Annotated in this window: 18 protein-coding genes; 10 read left to right on the top strand and 8 right to left on the bottom strand. The window is 63.5% G+C overall.

The genetic code is table 11. The features are described from left to right. Positions 1-147: 147 nt before the first annotated feature. From SAS01S_RS11530 to SAS01S_RS11520, 3 genes are all read right to left on the bottom strand, one after another. The gene (locus tag SAS01S_RS11530) at positions 148-879 is read right to left on the bottom strand and encodes a TIGR02186 family protein (protein WP_066808029.1); all 732 of its coding nucleotides are present in this window, start codon (positions 877-879) and stop codon (positions 148-150) included. 146 nt (positions 880-1,025) lie between these two features. After that, the gene (locus SAS01S_RS11525) at positions 1,026-1,940 is read right to left on the bottom strand and encodes a sulfite exporter TauE/SafE family protein (RefSeq protein WP_066808024.1); all 915 of its coding nucleotides are present in this window, start codon (positions 1,938-1,940) and stop codon (positions 1,026-1,028) included. A gap of 134 nt (positions 1,941-2,074) precedes the next feature. Continuing rightward, entirely contained in the window at positions 2,075-2,659 is a 585-nt protein-coding gene (locus SAS01S_RS11520) for a TetR/AcrR family transcriptional regulator (protein ID WP_084238873.1), read from the bottom strand. A gap of 223 nt (positions 2,660-2,882) precedes the next feature. On the opposite strand from SAS01S_RS11520, the gene SAS01S_RS11510 reads away from it, so the two are divergent. Both SAS01S_RS11510 and arr read left to right on the top strand, forming a co-directional pair. Further along, positions 2,883-3,758, top strand: a complete 876-nt coding sequence (locus SAS01S_RS11510; RefSeq protein ID WP_218016289.1) for an alpha/beta fold hydrolase — start codon at positions 2,883-2,885, stop codon at positions 3,756-3,758. 42 nt (positions 3,759-3,800) lie between these two features. After that, the gene (gene arr / locus SAS01S_RS11505) at positions 3,801-4,217 is read left to right on the top strand and encodes an NAD(+)--rifampin ADP-ribosyltransferase (RefSeq protein WP_066808019.1); all 417 of its coding nucleotides are present in this window, start codon (positions 3,801-3,803) and stop codon (positions 4,215-4,217) included. Positions 4,218-4,267: 50 nt separating this feature from the next. On the opposite strand, the gene SAS01S_RS11500 is transcribed toward arr, so the two are convergent. Next, positions 4,268-4,771 carry an SRPBCC domain-containing protein gene (locus SAS01S_RS11500; protein WP_066808018.1) on the bottom strand — a complete coding sequence of 168 codons (504 nt, stop codon included), beginning with the start codon at positions 4,769-4,771 and terminating at the stop codon, positions 4,268-4,270. After that, positions 4,758-5,114, bottom strand: coding sequence for an ArsR/SmtB family transcription factor (locus SAS01S_RS11495; protein WP_066808017.1), 357 nt, complete (start codon positions 5,112-5,114; stop codon positions 4,758-4,760). Before SAS01S_RS11495 ends, SAS01S_RS11500 begins: the two co-directional genes overlap by 14 nt. Positions 5,115-5,302: 188 nt before the next feature. Between SAS01S_RS11495 and SAS01S_RS11490 the strand changes: the two genes are divergently transcribed. From SAS01S_RS11490 to SAS01S_RS11470, 5 genes are all read left to right on the top strand, one after another. Continuing rightward, a complete protein-coding gene (locus SAS01S_RS11490; RefSeq protein WP_245656861.1) occupies positions 5,303-7,948 on the top strand; it encodes a TonB-dependent receptor in 2,646 nt (881 codons plus the stop codon). A 234-nt stretch (positions 7,949-8,182) separates the two neighbouring features. Beyond that, on the top strand, positions 8,183-11,032 hold the full coding sequence (locus SAS01S_RS11485) for a TonB-dependent receptor domain-containing protein (RefSeq protein WP_066808010.1): 2,850 nt from the start codon (positions 8,183-8,185) through the stop codon (positions 11,030-11,032). A gap of 250 nt (positions 11,033-11,282) precedes the next feature. Next, positions 11,283-12,437, top strand: coding sequence for a patatin-like phospholipase family protein (locus tag SAS01S_RS11480; RefSeq protein WP_066808009.1), 1,155 nt, complete (start codon positions 11,283-11,285; stop codon positions 12,435-12,437). Further along, the gene (locus SAS01S_RS11475; RefSeq protein WP_066808007.1) at positions 12,434-13,168 is read left to right on the top strand and encodes an acetoacetate decarboxylase; all 735 of its coding nucleotides are present in this window, start codon (positions 12,434-12,436) and stop codon (positions 13,166-13,168) included. Before SAS01S_RS11480 ends, SAS01S_RS11475 begins: the two co-directional genes overlap by 4 nt. Before the next feature lie 13 nt (positions 13,169-13,181). Then, the gene (locus SAS01S_RS11470; protein WP_066808005.1) at positions 13,182-13,964 is read left to right on the top strand and encodes a 3-hydroxybutyrate dehydrogenase; all 783 of its coding nucleotides are present in this window, start codon (positions 13,182-13,184) and stop codon (positions 13,962-13,964) included. On the opposite strand, the gene SAS01S_RS22810 is transcribed toward SAS01S_RS11470, so the two are convergent. Further along, a complete protein-coding gene (locus SAS01S_RS22810; protein ID WP_169804948.1) occupies positions 13,925-14,074 on the bottom strand; it encodes a hypothetical protein in 150 nt (49 codons plus the stop codon). The two genes, SAS01S_RS11470 and SAS01S_RS22810, sit on opposite strands and share 40 nt — an antisense overlap. Positions 14,075-14,145: 71 nt before the next feature. Between SAS01S_RS22810 and SAS01S_RS11465 the strand changes: the two genes are divergently transcribed. Beyond that, positions 14,146-14,787, top strand: coding sequence for a DUF2306 domain-containing protein (locus SAS01S_RS11465; RefSeq protein WP_066808003.1), 642 nt, complete (start codon positions 14,146-14,148; stop codon positions 14,785-14,787). 124 nt (positions 14,788-14,911) lie between these two features. Next, on the top strand, positions 14,912-15,133 hold the full coding sequence (locus SAS01S_RS11460; RefSeq protein WP_066808001.1) for a hypothetical protein: 222 nt from the start codon (positions 14,912-14,914) through the stop codon (positions 15,131-15,133). Between the two features lie 202 nt (positions 15,134-15,335). On the opposite strand, the gene SAS01S_RS11455 is transcribed toward SAS01S_RS11460, so the two are convergent. Both SAS01S_RS11455 and SAS01S_RS11450 read right to left on the bottom strand, forming a co-directional pair. Then, positions 15,336-17,699 (bottom strand): TonB-dependent receptor, encoded by a 2,364-nt coding sequence (locus SAS01S_RS11455; RefSeq protein WP_066807999.1) that lies wholly within the window; start codon positions 17,697-17,699, stop codon positions 15,336-15,338. Positions 17,700-17,864: 165 nt separating this feature from the next. Continuing rightward, positions 17,865-18,383, bottom strand: a complete 519-nt coding sequence (locus tag SAS01S_RS11450) for a GNAT family N-acetyltransferase (RefSeq protein ID WP_066807997.1) — start codon at positions 18,381-18,383, stop codon at positions 17,865-17,867. 98 nt (positions 18,384-18,481) lie between these two features. Between SAS01S_RS11450 and SAS01S_RS11445 the strand changes: the two genes are divergently transcribed. Beyond that, the gene (locus tag SAS01S_RS11445; RefSeq protein ID WP_157082780.1) at positions 18,482-18,889 is read left to right on the top strand and encodes a hypothetical protein; all 408 of its coding nucleotides are present in this window, start codon (positions 18,482-18,484) and stop codon (positions 18,887-18,889) included. The last annotated feature ends 3 nt before the right edge of the window (positions 18,890-18,892 follow it).

The raw sequence follows: 18,892 nt of genomic DNA, 5'->3' as shown, positions 1-18,892 counted from the left end.
TCTTCTTTCTTCTTTTGTCGTGCCGTTCGCTTGAAAGAAGAAAGAAGACCCTCACCCAACCCTCTCCCGCTTGCGGGAAAGGGCGAAGAGGTCGCGGGTTTCTCTAGGTTGCGCCCCGGGACAAGCCCGGGGTCACGGCGGAAGATATCAAACCCGCCGCGCGATATACCCAGCGCTCCAGCCGAACAGCACCGACAGCGCCACCGCGACCAGCCCATAGGCGATCGAACTGCGCTGCGCCGATCGCGCCACGAACCGCTCGAACCCCGATTTGCGGATGTCGATATCCTTGGTCGCAACCGCCAATATGTGCCGGTCGCGGATCAGGAAGGTCTCCGCGGTGAAGCGGCCGACCGGCACGCGCGCGGGAATATTGACGCGGGCGCGGTAGAGCACGCCGTCGCTGATCTCGACCGCATTGGGCTGCTCGTAATAGAGGCCGGACCGGCGCTTGAGGTCGACCAGGCCGCGCGCGAAGCGGTCCTGCTCGTCCTGCGGCGCGCTCGACGCCGGCGACAATTGCAGGCTGTCGAGCCCGAGTTCGTAGATTGCGCGCGTGCGGCCATCGACCACCTGGTCGATCGGGCGCGACGACACCATGCCGTAGAAACTCGGTGCCGAGCGATAGCGCAGCCGCGAGGCATTGACCCAGATACCGGCGATCTTCTCCTTTTCACGCACCAGGATCGATTGGGTCGGCCCCTTCACCACCACGACGATGTCGGTCGGCGCATCGTCGTCAGGCAGCCGCCCGCCGGGATAGAGGATCGCCCCGAACAGCAGCAGGTCGGCGCCGGTGAACGAATAAGCGATCTCGATCTGGCGCTGCGAGACATCGGGGACCAGCACTGGCTTCGATACCGGCTTGGACTGCCCCATCAGCAGCGGCGCGATCAGCAGAGCGAGCGCGACTGGTTTTAGTTTTGCCGCACCGGCCCGCTCGCCCACTCGGCCTCCCAACGGAAGTATCATCTGGGAGGCCGGGTGGGGGAGCGGGCTGGCACCGCGATGAATAAGGCGCGGCCTCACGACAGTTCGACCGAATAGATTTCATCTGGCCGCCAGCCCAATCCGATCGCGATGCGCAAGCCGACCAGCAAGACGAGCACGGCCAGCGCCAGGCGGAGATATTCGGGCTTCACCCGCGCCGCGAAGCGCGCGCCGAGTTGCGCGCCGGTCACCGATCCGATCAGCAGCAGCACCGCGAGCACGATATCGACCGCCTTGGTCGTGGTGGCATGGACCATCGTTGCCCAGGCAGTGACGAACAAGGTCTGGAACAGGCTGGTGCCGACCACGACCTGCGTTGCCATGCCGAGCAGATAGATCATCGCCGGGACCAGGATGAAGCCGCCGCCGACGCCGAGCAGGATGGTCAGGATGCCGACCCCGAAACCGAGCAGCAACGGCGCCAGCGGCGAGACGTAGAGCCCCGAGCGATAGAAGCGCATCCTGAGCGGGAGGGCGGCGACCAACGGATGGTGGCGCCGCTTGCGCGCGGGCGGCGGCGCTCCGCCGCGCGCGGCGAGGATGTACTGGATCGATTCCCTGGCCATGGTCGACCCGATCCAGCCGAGCATCACCACATAGATGACCGCGATCACCGTATCGATCTGGCCGGTCCGCTGGAGAAGGCGGAAGATCCACGCGCCGACTCCCGATCCGACGAAGCCGCCCGCGACCATCAGCCCGCCCATCTGGAAATCGACCCCACGCCGCTGCAGATGCGCGAACACGCCGGACACGCTCGCTCCGGTCACCTGGCTCGCCGACGAGGCCGCGGCGACGGTCGGCGGGATGCCATAGATGATCAGCAACGGCGTGGTCAGGAACCCACCGCCGACCCCGAACATCCCCGACAACAGCCCGACGAACAGCCCGAGCGCGACGATCACCAGCGCGTTGACCGACATGTTGGCGATGGGGAGATAGAGATCCACGGGGCTACGTTAGACGCAGGTTGTGGCGGGTGGAAGGCGGTTGCGCCGCGGGGAGAGTGGGATGGCTATTTCGCCGGAAGCGGCCGGGCGGCTTTCTGCCAGGCGGTCGCCGAAGCGGACGTTTGCCGTTGATCCTAACGAATGCCCGAAATGGCCGGCTGCGCTGGGCCAGGATCCTGCGCGCACAGCCCGTCGAGGTAGAAATCGAGATGGCGATGAGCAAGCGACCGCTCCTCGTCCGATGGCAGTCCCACCGCCAACGGCCGCGCGAACCGCGTCAAGCCGAACACGATGTCACGCTCGGACAGATCATTGCGGAGAGAACCCTGCCGCACCGCGCGGTCGACCATCGATTCCATGAGCATAGCTGCCCGGGCGCGGAGGTCGGGCCAGTCCGGTTTCTCCAGCAGCGGATGGAGAATGTTCACCGCGCCAATGCCGTTATCCAGGGCCATGTGCATATATTGGCGGAGTGCGTCGACACCGTCGGGAACGGTTTCGATCAGGGCCTCTCCGGCACTGATGCTCTTTTCCAGCACGTGACGAGTGGCGGCGTGAAGGAGCGACTGCCGATCGGGGAAGTGCCGGTAGAGCGTTCCGATGCCAACACCGGCGCGTTCGGCGACCGCGTCTCGCGCCGGCTCGCCGCCAACTTCCAGAACCAGTTCGACGGCGACGTCGATCAGCCGTTGCCGGTTCTTTCGCGCATCAGCCCGCATTGCGCACCCGCGGCCGGTCTCCCGCCGATCTCCTTGACGGCTCCATAATCGGAGGATATTCCTCCGTTTACTTGAGTGTCAAGTCGAGACCGACGTAAATCACCCTATCGGATCGACGCGAACGGAGAGCGCGATGGATCGCAGGCTGTTTATTCAATCGTCTTTTGTCGCCGCCGGAATCCTTACGTTGCCCGCGGGGGCATCGGGCCGCGGCAGGAAGGGCGTGTCGACCAGATTGGGTGCGGCAGAGTATCACGCGTCGCGACGCTATGTTTCCACACGATTTGGCCGCATCGCCTTTGTCGAACGCGGCCGCGGTCCCGCCGCGCTCTTCATCCACGGCTTCCCGCTCAGCGGCTTTCAGTGGCGCGGCGCTTTGGAACGCCTGGCAAGCCAGCGGCGATGTCTCGCGCCGGACCTGATGGGGCTAGGCTATTCGGAGGTGGCCGAGGGGCAGGATCTTTCCCCTCGTGCCCAAGCCGACATGCTCGTGGCGTTTCTCGACCGGCTCTCCGTCCCGGCCGCCGACCTGATCGCCAACGATAGCGGCGGCACCATTGCGCAGCTTCTCATGGCCCGGCATCCCCGCAGAATTCGCACCGTCATTCTGACCGATTGCGACGTTCACGAGAACAGTCCGCCCCCGCAAATGCGCAATTCGATCCGGCAGGCTCGCGACGGCATGTATGACAAGAAGATCGAGCGGCATCTGAGCGATCGATCCTATGCCAGGTCTCCGCAAGGCATTGGAGGCGGGGCCTATGCCGACGCCGCGACTTTCAGCGACGAAGCGATCGACTACAGCTTCCGCCCGCTCATCGCCTCGCCGCTAAGAAGAGCCCAGCTCAACCGCTATTTGACCGTGTTCGACCCCAATCCGCTTGTCGCGATCAAGCCATTGCTCGAACGCAGTGAGGCGCCGACGAAGATGCTTTGGGGAACCTCCGACCCGCTGTTCCCGATCCAATGGGCGGAGTGGCTCGATCGCACCCTGCCCAAATCCCGCGGCGTGCGTCTTGTCGACGGTGGCCGATTATTCTGGCCGGAGGAGCACCCGGATCTTCTCGCCGCGGAAGCGCGAACCTTGTGGTCGATCTAGCAACTGCGTTCGGTCGAGCCGACGCAGCCTGAGGAGGTATTAATGTACGCCAGGGACGTCCCACCGGGGACCATCTTCTATCATGGCACCAAGGCCGAACTCGATGTCGGAAGCCTCATCAGACCGGGCTTCGGAAGCAATTTCGTCGAGCGCGGGCTGAAACATGTCTATTTCACTGCGACGCTCGAAGCGGCCACCTGGGGTGCCGAGCTCGCCAAGGGCGAAAGCCGCGCCCGCATCTACGTGGTGGAGCCGACCGGCCCGTTCGAGGACGATCCGAATCTGACCGATCAGAGGTTCCCCGGCAATATGACCGCATCCTACCGCTCGGTCGATCCGCTACGGATCACCGGCGAGGTCGAGGATTGGATCGGCCATCCCCCCGAGCAGCTCCAGGAGATGAAGGATAGTCTCGCCCGTATGAAGCAGGAGGGCAGCGACACGATCATTGAAGACTGAGAGCAACATGGCTGGCGGCATGGGGCAGGCGAGGAGCCGGCGGCCGCCATTCATGCTCCTCCCGCGCCGGCGTCCAGATCGGCAAGGATCGCGTCGAGCTGCCGCAACTGCTCGCCCCAGCCGCTGGTGCTGCCGGAAGCGATCGCCTCGTCGAGCGATTGCTTGGAGGGGTAGAGGTCGCGAACCGTGACAAGCGTCTCGCCGTCGCTTTCCTCGAAGGTCACCGTGGTGACCGGCCCGTCCTGATCGCCTTCGTCATTGGTCCAGACGATGCGGGCGTCCGGAACAACGTCGAGATACCGGCCGAAAAAGGTCATCGTCTGATCCGAAGTCGGGTGACCCATCTCCAGACGATAGGTGCCGCCGGTGCGGACATCGGCTTCGTAGGAGATGATGGTCACCCCGAACGATGCCGGCGCCCACCATCGTTTGAACAAATCGGGTCGCGCCCAAGCCTCGAACACGTGCCGCGCCGCGCCCCTGACGGTCCGCGTGACGACCAGTTCGCGGTCGGAGGTTCGCTCCACGGCGGTTTCACCATCAGTCAGGCGCATCCTTTTCCTCCTTCGCTCTCAATTCCCCGACAATCTCATCCAGGACATCGAAGCGCGCCGCCCAGAGTCGGTGGTGCTCTTCCATCCAGGCTATCTCGGCCTCGAATTTGCGGCGGCCCAACTTGCAGGTCCGTACCCGCCCGACTTTTTCCGTCGTGACGAGCCCCGCCTGCTCGAGGACGCTGACGTGTTTCTTCATGCCCGTGAGAGTCATCTCGAAGCTCTCGGCCAAGGCAGAGATCGATGCGTCCGCCCGCGCGAGCCGCGCCAAGATGCCGCGCCGTGTGGCATCGGACAGGGCCGAGAACGACGTATCAAGGCTGGCGGGCTTAAGCTGAACCATATGGTTCAGTGTTTAGATGGAAAGGTCTTGCTTGGCAAGCGTTGGCTTCAGCTCTTCGGCTGCCGCGTCGTCACTCGAAGCTATCCGCTGTCACGCGATCGCAACCGAAACGACGCGAAAATGGCATCATGCGAAGGCACACGCGCCTCGTTCTGCAGTGCAGCAACGTCCACAACAAAGGGGCCGCCGTGATCCGTTCCACTACCAGCTTGTTCGCGCTTGCCGGCGCGCTGTTCTGCGCCGATGCGGCGTCCGCGCAGACTGCCGTGGCGGACGCGACCACGACGCAACCCGGCGATGCCCAGCCCGCCAGCACGCAGCCCGGCGCGCAACCCGACGATGCCCAGCTCGACCCCGCGGCGACGATCGTGATCACCGGCCGGTCGACGCGCTCGTCGACCGAGCTTCCTGGGACCGAGATGCAGAAGATCCTGCCCGGCGTCTCGCCGCTCAAGGCGATCCAGACCTTGCCCGGCGTGCTCTACATCACCGCCGATCCCTGGGGCTATAACGAGCAGAACGCGCAGATCTTCATCCACGGTTTCGCCGCCAACCAGCTCGGCTACACGATGGACGGCGTACCGCTGGGCGACCAGAGCTATGGCAATTACAACGGCCTGTCGCCGCAGCGCGCGGTGATCTCCGAGAATGTCGGTCGCGTCGTGGTGTCGACTGGCGCCGGCGATCTCGCCACCGCGTCGAACAGCAATCTCGGCGGTACGGTCGAAACCTATTCGTCGGCGCCGCTCGACAAATTCGGTATCCAGCTCGGCCAGACCGTCGGCAGCTTCGATACGTCGCGCACGTTCGTGCGTATCGATACGGGTGCGTTTGGTGTCGACGGCAACAGTTCGGCCTATGTCTCGGCGGCGCGCCAGCATGCCCGCGCCTGGGATTTCAACGGCACCCAGGGCGGCTATCAGGCCAACGCCAAGTTCGTCAACGACCGCAAGGCCGGCAAGCTGACGCTCTATTTCGACTATAACGACATGACGCAGCCGAACGAGGACGCGACCACTTTCTTCAGGCCGTCGGCCGGCGGCACCGCGACACCGGTCCAGCTCTATACGCCCTATACCAAGCCGTTCTTCTATCCGGACCTGGCGACCTACCGGACGTCCTATCTGAACGCGTTCGGCAATTCGCCGGCGGCACAGGGCAGCAATTACCGCAATTATTATTCGGACGCGCAGCGCACCGACTATCTGCTCTACATGCGCTACGACGCGCATCTGTCGGACCGCGTCACCTGGTCGACCACCGGCTATTTCCACCACAATGACGGCGCCGGCGTGGTTGCCGGCCCGCTCGGCCAGTCGATCACTACCGCGCAACCCTATCTCGACCCCAATTATGCGGCCGCCGTCGCGGCGAAATGCCAGTTTGGCGCCAACGGCAATGGCGTTCGTCCCGCGGCGTGCGCGACGATGACCGACGCCCAGGCGCAGGCGGTCGGCGCGGCCCTGGTCGCGGCGACCGGCGGTTCGGGGCTGATCACGCGCACCACCGAATATCGCATCGACCGCGGCGGCATAATCTCGGCGCTCAACCTGGAGGTCGGCAACCACAAGATCGAGCTCGGCGGCTGGTTCGAGCGCAACAGCACGACGCAATATCGCCGCTGGTATGCGGTCGATATCAACAATCCCGCCTCGAGCACGCCCTATATCCGCCCGCTCGACGCCAAATCGCCCTTGTTCACCCAATATCAGGGCGAGGCGCGGATCAACGAATTGCAGCTCCACCTCCAGGATAGCTGGCAAGTGACCAGCAAGCTGCTGGTCAACGCCGGCTTCAAGACCAGCGCGCAATGGGCCAATGGCTGGTTCCCGGTTCAGCCCAAGGCCGGATCGCTGTCGGGCCTGGCCGGCGGCCTGCCCCAGGGCAGGATCGATACCAAAAACTGGTTCCTGCCCGCGTTCGGCGCCAATTATAATTTCAACGGCCACGAACAGCTCTATTTCAACGTCCAGAAGAATCTGCGCCAATATCAGGCCTATCTGGCCGGCGGCGGCGGTCCCTGGTTCACCGGCAGCCAGGCGGCGTTCAACGCCTTTGCCGATCAGGGCAAGCCCGAGAGCAGCTGGACCTATGAAGGCGGCCTGCGCACCAGCCGCGGCTTCGGCAACGGCATCGGCTTCGACGCGCAGGTCAATTATTATCATGTCGTGTTCAACAACCGCCTGCTGGCGATCTCGACCAATCCGGGCGGCATCGCCGGCAGCGGGATTACCGGCGGCACCTCGATCCTGGTCAATGTCGGCGACGTCCATACCGACGGCGTCGATGCCGCCTTCACCTTCCGCGTCGGCCGCACCTTCTCGCTCTACAACGCGACCTCCTATAATCTGTCCAAATATCAGAGCGACTACAGATCGGTCGCCACCACGGGTATCGGCGCCGCCACCGATACGTGCCTCGGCGGATATCTGATCGGCGGTCCGAACCTTGCCGCGCATCCCGAAAATGCCGGCATCGTGCCGACCTGCGGCAAACAGCTGCCCGGCACGCCGAAATGGATGAACAAGACCGTCGCGACTGTGTCGGTCGGGCCGTTCGAAGCGCAAGTGATCGGCGATTTCGTCGGCCGCCGCTTCGCCACCTTCACCAACGACGCCAGCGTGCCGTCCTATTTCCTGACCTCGCTGCGGCTCGCCGCAAAGGTGCCGGACGGCGTCCTGCCACTGCGCAAATTGGAAGTGTCGCTCAACGTCACCAACCTGACCGACCGCAAGGGTGTGTCGACCCTGTCGATCGGATCGCCGACCAACAGCTATTCGGCCTATCCGATCGCGCCGCGGCAATGGTTCCTGACGCTGTCGGCGGCGTATTGAGGCGGCGGTAAGAACGGATCGCGGGCAGGGTTTCGTTCCACGAGGCCCCGTCCGACGATCGGCCGTATCGCCGGAAAGCGACCGACAGTCGCCGTTGCTCAACCAACACACCTCCGGAGGGATGTGTAGGGTGAGCAGCGGCCGAATGCGTTTGTTCTTGCGCCTAGTTCCGATTTGGTCCCTTTTGCCGTCACAGGGGAGCGATGCTCGAAGGCCGCAAAGGGAGACGGCTCAATGAATCGCATACACATCACACAACGCACCACGGTGGCTACCTTGGCGCTGATCGCTGGTCTGTCGGCAATGCCGGCATTTGCCCAGGATACGGCTGGCAGCCCCACAGCAGCGTCCGCCGCCGAAGACGAAATCGTCGTCACCGGGTCGCGCATTCGCCGTAGCCCATTGGATAGCGACAAACCCGTGGTCACGGTCGATGAGGCCGCGATGGCCAAGACCGGCCTGAGTTCGGTCGCCGATGTGCTGCAACGTCTGCCCAGCGCGGGCGGCGGCCTGAACACCAAGGTCAACAATGCCGGCAATATCGGCGGCCCGCCCGACGGCACCGGCGTCAGCTCGGGTTCGGCCGAGATCGACCTGCGCTATCTTGGCGCCAAGCGCACGCTGGTGCTGGTCGACGGATTGCGCTTCGTCAACGGCTCCGCCGCGGGCGGGATTCCCGCCTCGGTCGATCTCAACGAGATCCCGACCAACATGATCGAACGGGTCGAAGTGCTCCAATCGGGCGCGTCCCCGCTCTACGGGTCGGACGCGGTCGCCGGGGTGGTCAACATCATCACGCGCCAGGCGCAAAAGGGGCTCAAGGCATCGGCGCAATTCGGCACCTATCGCCAGGGCGATGGCCATACCACCGACCTCCAGCTAAGCTACGGCATCCAGTCGCCGTCGACCGGTACGTCATTGGTGTTCGGCGGAACCTATACCAAGCAGGAAGCCGTCAGCACCGCCAATCGCGCGATCTCGCTATTCCCGACCGCCGGCATCACCTCGTGCGCAGTGCCGACCAGCGGCTGCAGCAGCGCGATCCCCAATGGCCGGTTCGACGTGCTCGGCCAAAGCTTGACGCTGGTCGCGCCGGTGGTCGGGCGCAAGCCGGTCTATCCGACCGATTTCCGGGACTATACGCTTGCCGACCGGTTCAATTTCGCGCCGTATAACTATTTGATCACGCCGAACGAGCGGATCGGCGGGTTCTTCAACTTCAAACAGGAATTGTCGAGCTCGGTCAATTTGCGGGTCAAATTGGTCTACAATCATCGCCATTCGACCACCGAGGCGGCGTTCCTGCCGCTGTTCATCGGCCCCGATGCCGGCAACGGCAATCTGCTTGATACGATTTCGGTCGACGCCACCAACCCGTTCAATCCGTTCGGCGTGACCTTGTCGTCGGGCGCCGACGGCACGCCGGCCAATTACTCGACCATCCGGCGTCGCTTCGTCGAAGGCGGCCAGCGCGTCTTCACGCAAGACGTCAACACCTTCTCCGGGACCGTCACGGTCGACGGCTCGTTCTTCCTCGGCAGCAAGAAATGGTATTGGGATGCCAATGCCGTGGTCGGGCTGAACGACGCCCATCAGATCTTCACCGGCAACCTCAACGCCGCCAAACTCGCCCGGGCGCTGGGTCCCGTCGCGAATTGCACCGGAGACTGCGTGCCGTTCAACGTCTTCGGCGGCCTGGGGTCGATCACTCCGGCGATGCTGAACTACGTGACGTTCGACGAACGCGACAAGAGCACGCAACGGCTGTACGATTACACCGCCAATCTGTCGGGCGAGCTGTTCGACCTGCCCGCCGGCCCGGTCGGAATCGCGATCGGCTACGAACATCGCGTCCAGAAAGCGAGCTACGATCCCGATCCGGTGATCGTGGCGGGGCTCGGCGCCGACGTGCCGACCAGCCCGGCGCGCGGCGGCTTCAATGTCGACGAAGTCTATGGTGAGCTTCGCGTGCCGATCCTGGCCAATACGCCGTTCTTCTATCGGCTCGAACTCGACGGTGCGGTCCGCCATTCGGACTATTCGTCGTTCGGCAGCAGCACGACCTTCACCGCTTCGGGCCTGTGGAAACCGGTCGCCGACCTGCTGTTCCGCGGCGGCTATGCCGAAAGCCTTCGCGCGCCCAGCATCGGCGAACTCTATGCCGGCCTGTCGCGCAGCGACGCGACGATCAACGACCCCTGCACCAGCGGCGCCGGCGGATCGTTCCAGACCAATGCGACGGTCAGGGCGAATTGCATCGCCAATGGCGTGCCGGCCAGCGGCAGCTATGCCGACCCGACCGGCGGACAGCTCGGCGTGTTTTCCAAGGGCAATACCGCGTTGAAGCCGGAGACCGCCAAGACCTGGACCGCGGGCGGCGTGTACAGCCCGTCCTGGGCGAAACCATGGTCGTCGGCGCTGAGCCTGGAAGTCAATTACTATAATATCAGCCTGAAGAACGCGATCGACTCGGTGCCGGCCTCGCTCACCCTAGCGCGGTGCGCGTTCAACGCCGACCCGGTCAGCTGCTCCGCGATCAAGCGCACGCCCAGCGGCACGATCGCGGGCATCAGCGCGGGCTTGCTCAATCTCAACGCGATCAAGACCGACGGGCTCGACGCCACCTTCATCTATCGCTCGCCCAAGGTCCGCGGCGGGACGATCGGGCTGTCGGCCAATGCCGCCTATCTGCTGAAGTACAATGTCGCGCCGCCATCCGCGCCGGTCCAGGTCTGCGCCGGGACCGAACGCTGCCTGGCGACCGATCAGGCGTTTCCGCGCTTCAAGCTGAACAGCACGATCGACTGGTCGTCGCCCGCCTTCGGCGCATCGTTCACCGCGCGCTATATCAGCGCGGTGACCGAAGGGAACGGACACGTCATGTCCGCGACCTTCTATGGCGACGTGCAGCTTTACTATTCGCCGGCCTGGATGGATCATAACATGCGGCTGACGGTCGGCGTGAACAATGTGTTCAACAAGAACCCGCCGGTCTGCGCTACCTGCGACAGCGCGAACTTCGATCCGACCACCTACGATATCCCTGGCCAGTTCGGTTATGCGCGGCTGTCCTACGGTTTCTGATCGTAAATGACGGTGACGGGCGCAACCGCGCCCGTCACCGTAAACTCCTGGAGCCAGTGGCGTTGCAATTCTCGCCTTGACGGCGCGACGCGATGGGGCGGCTCGTAGCGGTTTGGGCGACCGGTTAGGCATGGCCGATGACGGCCCAATCTCTGTTGCAGCGCAGCATCAGCATGGATATGGTGCGGCGCATTGCATCCCCGAAATACCGGCTCCGTCTCGAAATCGACCTCAAGCCAAAACGCCAGCGATGACCGATCAACTGATCGCGATGATCCTGCAGGGCGGCGGCGCGCTTGGGGCCTATCAGGCTGGGGTATTCGAACACATTACGGCGAACGGTTTCGTGCCTGACTGGGTCATCGGGACATCGATCGGCGCCATCAACGGCGCGATCATCGCCGGGAACGAGCCGGATCGCCGGCTCGATAAGCTGGTGTCGTTCTGGCAGGCGGTGGGACCCGCGACGTCCTGGTTCGATTTATGGACTCCCAATGGGTGGGCGGAGATGCTCAATCCCTTCAATCCGGTCCTGACGTCGCTCTCCAAGAACCGGGCGGTCTTGTCGGCGATGACCCAGGGGATTGACGGTTTTTTCAAACCTCGCCTGCCGTTGACTGTCGATCTTTGCACGCCGGTCGCGCTCGACGAAGCTGGGTTCTATGATACCTCGCCGCTCCACCAGACGCTGTTGGACCATGTCGATTTCGACTATCTGAACGACGGTCCGATACGATTGAGCGTGTGCGCCGTTAACGTCGAGAGCGCCGCCTTCACGGTGTTCGATACCGCCAATAAAGCCGATGGTCCGATCGGCCCCAAGCACATCATGGCGAGCGGAGCGCTGCCCCCGGCCTTTCCGCCGGTCTTGATCGGCGGCCATGCTTATTGGGACGGCGGCATCTATTCGAACACGCCGCTCGAAATACTCCTCAACGACGAGCTCGATCGCGACGCGTTGGTGTTCCTGGTCGATCTCTGGGACCCGACCGAGCGGTTGCCCACGACCATGTCGGATGTGATGGATCGGATGAAATCGATCCAATATACCGGTCGTACGACGGCGCAAATTCAGGTTCGCAAGCGCATCGAAGATCTGCAAAAGGCGGTTCGTCTTCTCGCGGAGCAGATCCCTCAGGATCGCCTGGCTGATCCCTCCGTCGCCGCACTTGCCGCCAAGGGGACGGATCGTACCGTCAACGTCATTCGCCTGATCATGAAGGCGCTGGAGGGCGACGATCAGTTCCGCGATATCGATTTTACCGCCGCTACAGTCGATGCGCGTTGGGCAGCCGGCAATGCCGATGCCGCCCGGGCATTGCGTCACAAGGCGTGGCTCAAGCCGGTGCCGCCCCATGCGGGCCTCGTTATCCACGAACTGGACCAGCATGAGGAAATCAGATGACCGAAGACGACGTCCGGAACGGCTTTGCGATGCCGATCTACAATCCGGCCTATCCGCCGGGGCCGTATCGGTTCGTCGATCGCGAATATCTTATCATCACCTACCGCACCGATCCTGCGGTTCTGGAAAAAGTCATTCCAGCACCGCTCAAGATGACCGAGCCGATCGTCAAATATGAGTTCATCAACATGCCCGATTCGACCGGATTCGGGCATTATTGCGAGTCCGGCCAGGTCATCCCGGTGAGTTTCGAGGGAGAGGCGGGGAGCTACGTCCATTCGATGTATCTCGATGACCATCCTCCGATCGCCGGTGGTCGCGAATTATGGGGGTTTCCCAAGAAGCTGGGCAATCCCAAGCTTCAGGTCGACAAGGATGCGCTGGTCGGGACGCTCGATTATGGCAGCGTGCGCGTCGCCACCGGCACGATGGGCTTCAAGCACAAGGCGCTGGACCCCGATCCGATCATCACGTCGCTCGGCGGCCCCAATTACCTGCTGAAGGTCATTCCGCATGTCGACGGGACGCCGCGGATCTGCGAATTGGTGCGTTACAGCATGACGGATATCAGCCTGAAAGGCGCCTGGTCCGGCCCTGGCGCGCTCACGCTGGTCGATCATGCCTTGGCGCCGGTGTTCGACTTGCCAGTCCTGGAGGTTCTGTCGACCGTCCACATCATCGCCGATCTGACATTGCCGCTTGGCCATGTCGCCCACGACTATCTCTCTTGATCTAGGACAGACCATGACATTGCAGGGCAAGGTAGCGCTCATCACCGGTGCCGCGAGCGGGATCGGCAAGGAAATCGCGCTCGAATATGCGAAGCAGGGCGCGAAGATCGTCATCGCCGACCTCAATCTCGACGCCGCGACGGCCGCCGCCGCCGAAATCACCGGCGCCGGGGGCATTGCCATGGCGGTGGCGATGAACGTCACCGATGAAGCCCAGGTCGACAAGGGCGTTGCCGACACCGTCGCGGCTTATGGCGGGATCGATATCCTGATCAGCAATGCGGGCATCCAGATCGTCCACCCGATCGTCGATTTCCCTTATGCCGATTGGCAGAAGCTGATGGCGATCCATGCCGATGGCGCCTTCCTCACGACCCGCGCGGCGATGCGCGCAATGATCGCCGCCAAGCGCGGCGGCGTCATCATCTATATGGGATCGGTCCACAGCCACGAAGCATCGCCGCTGAAGGCGCCCTATGTCACCGCCAAGCATGGCCTGATCGGATTGGCCAAGGTGGTCGCCAAAGAGGGCGCCGAGCACGGCATCCGCGCCAATGTCATCTGCCCGGGCTTCGTCCGCACGCCGTTGGTCGACAAGCAGATCCCCGAACAAGCCAAGGAGCTCGGCATTTCAGAGGCCGATGTGATCAAGAACGTGATGCTCAAGGAAACCGTCGACGGCGAGTTCACTACCGTCCAGGATGTCGCCGAGACCGCCGTTTTCCTGGCGGCCTTCCCGTCGAACGCGCTGACCGGTCAGTCCATCATCGTCAGCCATGGCTGGTGCATGCAATAGGCCATCGGGATCGCCGTCGTATCGGTGGGATCACTTATGTAGCTGTTCCAGCCAATGCCCGGCGCAGCCGGTCGTGCCATCTTCGGATTGGGTAATTGCGTGCGCCGCACGTGACTCCCCTCGCCGCCCGAAATATCGTAACTGATGCGTTACGATCACGGGCTGGAAGGGGGAAGCTTCCATGGCAAGCAGCGCGCGGCAGCCGGCATCGGCGAACGACTGGCTGAAATTTTCCTTCTTCGCGCTGATCGCCTTGTGCTTTCTGGCGGTGTTATGGGTCGACGACCGGTTTTGGTTCGATCCCGGCGATCCCCATGCGCGGCGCGTCCTCGCGTTCCGATCGTTGCTGATGTTCCACGGCCTGATGGGGCTGACGGCGTTGATCGCGGGTACGCTGCAAATGTCGAGCCGTATCCGGACGCTCAAACCCGCGCTCCATCGCACGCTGGGCAAGGTCTATATCATCGCGGTCTGCCTTTCGGCACCGGTCGCGATCTATATCGGCGTCAGCGCGCTGGAACCGGCCAGCATCCATGTCGAGCAAGTGTTTCAGGTCGGACTGTGGCTGATATGCGCGCTGGTCGCGTGGACCTGTGCCCGGCTCAGGCTGATGCAGCAGCACCGCGACTGGATGATCCGCAGCTACGGGTTTACGCTCGTTTTCGTTCTCAGCCGCGTGCCGGATATCTTCGTCAGCCATTATAGCGATCAGTTCCTGTCCGACATGCTGTGGTCGCTGATCGTCTGCGCATTGATCGCGCCGGAGATCATCGCGACCGCGTCAGCGATCAGGCGCGCTTCGGTGCGCAAGCGGCCGGCATAGACGAGCGTCACGCTGCACGGTTTGATCGCGGATAGCGCCGTTCGCGCCGGCGGCGAGCCGCATCGCTCTTGCAACCATCCTGGGGTGAATTACGTTTACAACACACCTCATCAAGGAAGACCGCATGTTCCGCAAAGTCGCTCTCGTTGTTGCATTGGTCGCCGGTACCGTCACGGCCACGCCCGTTCTCGCCAAGGGATGCATCCGCGGCGCCATCGTCGGCGGAGTTGCCGGTCACTATGTCGGCCGTGGTCATGCCCTCGCGGGAGCGGCCGCGGGATGCCTTGTCGCCCGTCACCACTTTGCGCAGCAGGCCAAGGCCAAGAAAGCCGCCGCGCGGCAGTGATGGCGCGCATCTCCCACCCGTCATGCTGAACTTGTTTCAGCATCCACGGCCCACCGGGCGATTGCGGTGCCAGCGGTGCGGTGGATGCTGAAACAAGTTCAGGATGACGGGGACAGGAGTTGGGCCGACGCGATTACCGCGCCGGCCCGCCAAAGCTCAGACCGCGGGCTATCCGCCCGCGGCCTGTCAGCCCAGTCCTAGCTCAGCGGAACGAACCGCTGAGCATCACGCCGACCACGCGCGGGTCGTTGTAGATGCCCGCGCGATAGTTCGACGTGTCGATCGCGCCGATCAGGTTCTTGGTGTTGGTCAGGTTGCGGGCGAACACCGCCAGCTCATATTTGCCCCAGGCATAGCCGACCTTGCCGCCCAGTTCGTAATTGCCGTCCGCGCTATATTCGACCGAGCGATAGAGCACGAAGTTGGTCTTGCCCTGGATGTTGAAATCGCCGGCGACGAACAGCTTGCTCTCCCCGCCCAGCGGCAGATCATACCGCGCGCTCAGGTTGATGTTGTAGTCCGGTGCGTTCGGGAACGGGTTGCCGTTGATGTTGGCGTAATAATTGTTGCCGATCCGCACCGTCGGATTGAGCACCGTCTGCGACATCACGCCGCCCGCCGCGCCGACCTGGGCATAGACGTTGGGCGCGTTGATCTCGGTATGCAGCAGGCTGAGGCCGAGATTGACGCGGAAGTTGTTGGTCGGCCGCGCCTCGAGCTCGGCCTCGACGCCGTATCCCTTGCCCTTGTTGCCGTTGAACAGCACGCCGTTGCCGTTGCTGTCGTTGCCGTTCAGCTGGATGTTGTCGATATTGTAATAGAAGCCGGCGACGTTGAGATGAACGCGATCATTGGCGAACGCGGTCTTGATACCGGCTTCATAGCTGGTGTTCTTTTCCGAATTGGCGGTCGAATAGGCCGAGTTGAACACCGCCGAGCGGCCCTGCACGGTCGGGCCGCGGAAGCCGCGAGCGTAGCGTGCATAGAAGCTCACGTCGTGATCCGGTCGCCACAACAGGCTGACGTCCCAGCTGGGCTGGGTGTCGGACAGCCGGCAGTAGGTCGCCGCCCCGCACGCATAGGACGAGGTCGGCGCGGTGGCCGGCACGGTCAGGTTGGCGAAGTTGGGATGGAGCAGCAGGTTGGTGCTCCGGATGTCATTGGTGACGCGCACGCCGCCGCTCAATGTCAGCTGATCGGTGAGCTCGTAGCTTGCCTGGCCGAACGCCGCCCAGCTGGTGTTGACGTTGCGCAGCAGGACGAAGTTCTTCGGGTTCGGCGCGGTGCCGAGCGAATTGTTGGTCAGGAAGAACGAACGCTGGTCGAACTCGGTGCGGTCGCGCGCATCGAAATAGATGCCGCCGACCTGCCATTTGAATCGGCCGGTATTCGGGCTGGCGAGGCGGAGTTCCTGAGTCCATTGGTCGAGCCCGCGCAACCGGCCTTGCGACTCGCCGCACCCGGCGGCGCAGATGTTCGGCGTAACGCCGCCGAAATTGGCCGCCGCGCCGCCGTCGGTGTCGCCACGGCTAAAGCCCGAGGCATGTTCCCAGGCGGTGATCGAGGTCAAGGTGGCGCCGCCGAAATCGTAATCGGCCTTCACCGACACGCCCTGGTTCTTATAGGCCTGCGGGTTGTTCTGCGCTTCGTCATACGAGACGACCGAGCGGTCGAACGACGCGGGCACCGCGTTGGTGCCGCGGACGATCGACCCGCGATAGAAGATCGAGGCAGTGCCGGTATAATCGCGGACATGGCCCGAGACGCGCAGGCTGAACGCGTCGCTGGGCTTGAACAGCAATTGCAGGCGCACGTCCTTCTCTTCGAAGCCGCCCATCACATTGTGGCCGGGGACGGTGCCGTCGTCCGACGGGCCGGTATAGACGTTGCTGATCCAGTCGTCGCGACGCTGATACAGGCCCGACAGGCGGAAGCTGATCGTGCCGTCCTTGGTCAGCGGGCCGCCGATGCCGGCATCGGCATTGACGCTGTTATAGGTGCCGTAGCTGAGCGAGCCCTGGCCCTGCCAGGTGGCGGTCGGCTGCGCGCTGTCGAACTTGACGATACCGGCGGTCGTGTTGCGGCCGAACAGCGAGCCCTGCGGACCCTTCAGCACTTCGACCTGCGCGATGTCGAACGCTGGGTTCGACTTGAGCACGACATGCTCCTTGACCACGTCGTCCTGGATGATCGACACCGGCTGCGAGGCGCCGAGATAGAAGTCGATATTGCCGAGGCCGCGAATGTAGAAACGCGGGAAGATGCGACCGGTGGTCGATTCCACATACAGCCCGGGCACCTTGCCCGACAGCGACAGCAGGGTATCGGCGCCGGCCGCCTGGAAGTCGTGCAGCGCTTCGGGCGCCATCGTCGACACGGCCACCGGCACGTTCATCGTGCTTTCCGAGCGGCGCTGCGCGGTGACGATGATGTCGCCATTGTCGCTCGCGCTGTCTGCCGCACTATCGGCGGTCGGCGTGGCGGCGGTCTGCGCGGCGGCGAACGGTACGGTCGCGATGGTAGCGGTGCCGACGAGTAGAAGCGCGGCGAAATTCTTATAATTCATGATGATAATCCCTTTGCGCGGCGCTGGTTATTGGTTTTGGCGCCCCTCGGATGTGCGCCGTGGCCGCGAATTGTGACGACAGTGCGTCAGAAGGCGCGATCGTGGCGGCAGGGAACCATGTCGGCCGGCAAGTGCGGCAACAGAGCAACAGTCGGGTGCGGGTGCCTAGGGACGCAATTCCTTGCGGTAGGTGAGGAAAGTGGCGGGCACTCTCAGGGGGTGGGGATAGGGCCGGCTGTCCGCGGTTCGCCGGTATCCCCTCCGTTCGTAATAAGCGATCAGGCGCGACTTGTGCTGGAGCACCTCGATGACCGCATGGCTCGCGGCGAAAGCCTCGACCGCCGACCTTTCGGCGTGGCTGAGAAGCTGGCCGCCCAGGCCTTCGCCCTGGAATGACGGATCGACGCTCACCAGGCGAATTTCGCACTGTCCCGGCGCCACCGCCACGACGAGCGAGGACCCGACGATGTGTCCCGCCACCTCGGCCAGCGACAGGCGCGCATCGGGTGCACCGATCAGCGCCTCCAGATCGCCGCGGCTGACCCGCTCGCCCTCGGGCAATTCCCCTTCATGCGACCAGCTCGCCGAGGCGGAACGCCCGCGATAGGCGCGCTGGATCACCGCCTGAAGCGCGTCCAGGTCGGAAAGCTCGGCCGGCCGGATGATCAGGGGAGGACTGGCCATATGAGGCAGGTTAGCGCCCGTGCGTTAGTGAAGGGTTATTGTCCTTCTTCGTAGATTGTTAGAGCCTTGGCGGCTATCGGATAGGCGTGGATCACAATATGTTAGAGATGTTGCGGCGGTTGCATGACGACATATTGGCCAAGCTCGACGCGCTGGAGGCACTGACCAGCTTGCCGCAGCCGCCGATGGATCGCTTGCCCGCGCTCAGGCAGGCGCTGACCCGCAGCAGCCGGGCGCGGACGATGCTGCTCGAGCGCGCCTATGGCCAGCTGATCGCGGAATGCCCTCCTGCGAAGAAAGCCGCGCTGGAAGTGCTCAAGACGAGCGGCAAGGACAATTTGATCACCTCGACCCAGCACATCGGCTCTTGGACCTTGCGGCAAATCGCCGACCGCTGGCCGGAATATTGCGCCGCCTCGACCAGGATGCGGGCGGATATGCGCCAGCGGATCAGGAGCGAAAAGGACCTGATCTATCCTCTGCTTGCCGAACAGAAGGGTGGGTAAGAG

The sequence above is a fragment of the Sphingomonas asaccharolytica NBRC 15499 genome (assembly GCF_001598355.1).
In the GTDB taxonomy this organism is placed as follows: Bacteria; Pseudomonadota; Alphaproteobacteria; order Sphingomonadales; family Sphingomonadaceae; genus Sphingomonas; species Sphingomonas asaccharolytica.
The sequence above is the reverse complement of the archived record's forward strand: the minus strand, read 5'-3'. Positions and strand labels throughout refer to the sequence as shown.

Excerpts from the sequence above, each read along its gene's own strand:
- SAS01S_RS11530 (WP_066808029.1), bottom strand. The coding sequence starts at position 879 with ATGGGGCAGTCCAAGCCGGTATCGAAGCCAGTGCTGGTCCCCGATGTC.
- SAS01S_RS11520 (WP_084238873.1), bottom strand. The coding sequence starts at position 2,659 with ATGCGGGCTGATGCGCGAAAGAACCGGCAACGGCTGATCGACGTCGCC.
- arr (WP_066808019.1), top strand. The coding sequence starts at position 3,801 with ATGTACGCCAGGGACGTCCCACCGGGGACCATCTTCTATCATGGCACC.
- SAS01S_RS11500 (WP_066808018.1), bottom strand. The coding sequence starts at position 4,771 with ATGCGCCTGACTGATGGTGAAACCGCCGTGGAGCGAACCTCCGACCGC.
- SAS01S_RS11495 (WP_066808017.1), bottom strand. The coding sequence starts at position 5,114 with ATGGTTCAGCTTAAGCCCGCCAGCCTTGATACGTCGTTCTCGGCCCTG.
- SAS01S_RS11485 (WP_066808010.1), top strand. The coding sequence starts at position 8,183 with ATGAATCGCATACACATCACACAACGCACCACGGTGGCTACCTTGGCG.
- SAS01S_RS11480 (WP_066808009.1), top strand. The coding sequence starts at position 11,283 with ATGACCGATCAACTGATCGCGATGATCCTGCAGGGCGGCGGCGCGCTT.
- SAS01S_RS11475 (WP_066808007.1), top strand. The coding sequence starts at position 12,434 with ATGACCGAAGACGACGTCCGGAACGGCTTTGCGATGCCGATCTACAAT.
- SAS01S_RS11470 (WP_066808005.1), top strand. The coding sequence starts at position 13,182 with ATGACATTGCAGGGCAAGGTAGCGCTCATCACCGGTGCCGCGAGCGGG.
- SAS01S_RS11465 (WP_066808003.1), top strand. The coding sequence starts at position 14,146 with ATGGCAAGCAGCGCGCGGCAGCCGGCATCGGCGAACGACTGGCTGAAA.
- SAS01S_RS11460 (WP_066808001.1), top strand. The coding sequence starts at position 14,912 with ATGTTCCGCAAAGTCGCTCTCGTTGTTGCATTGGTCGCCGGTACCGTC.
- SAS01S_RS11455 (WP_066807999.1), bottom strand. The coding sequence starts at position 17,699 with ATGAATTATAAGAATTTCGCCGCGCTTCTACTCGTCGGCACCGCTACC.
- SAS01S_RS11450 (WP_066807997.1), bottom strand. The coding sequence starts at position 18,383 with ATGGCCAGTCCTCCCCTGATCATCCGGCCGGCCGAGCTTTCCGACCTG.
- SAS01S_RS11445 (WP_157082780.1), top strand. The coding sequence starts at position 18,482 with ATGTTAGAGATGTTGCGGCGGTTGCATGACGACATATTGGCCAAGCTC.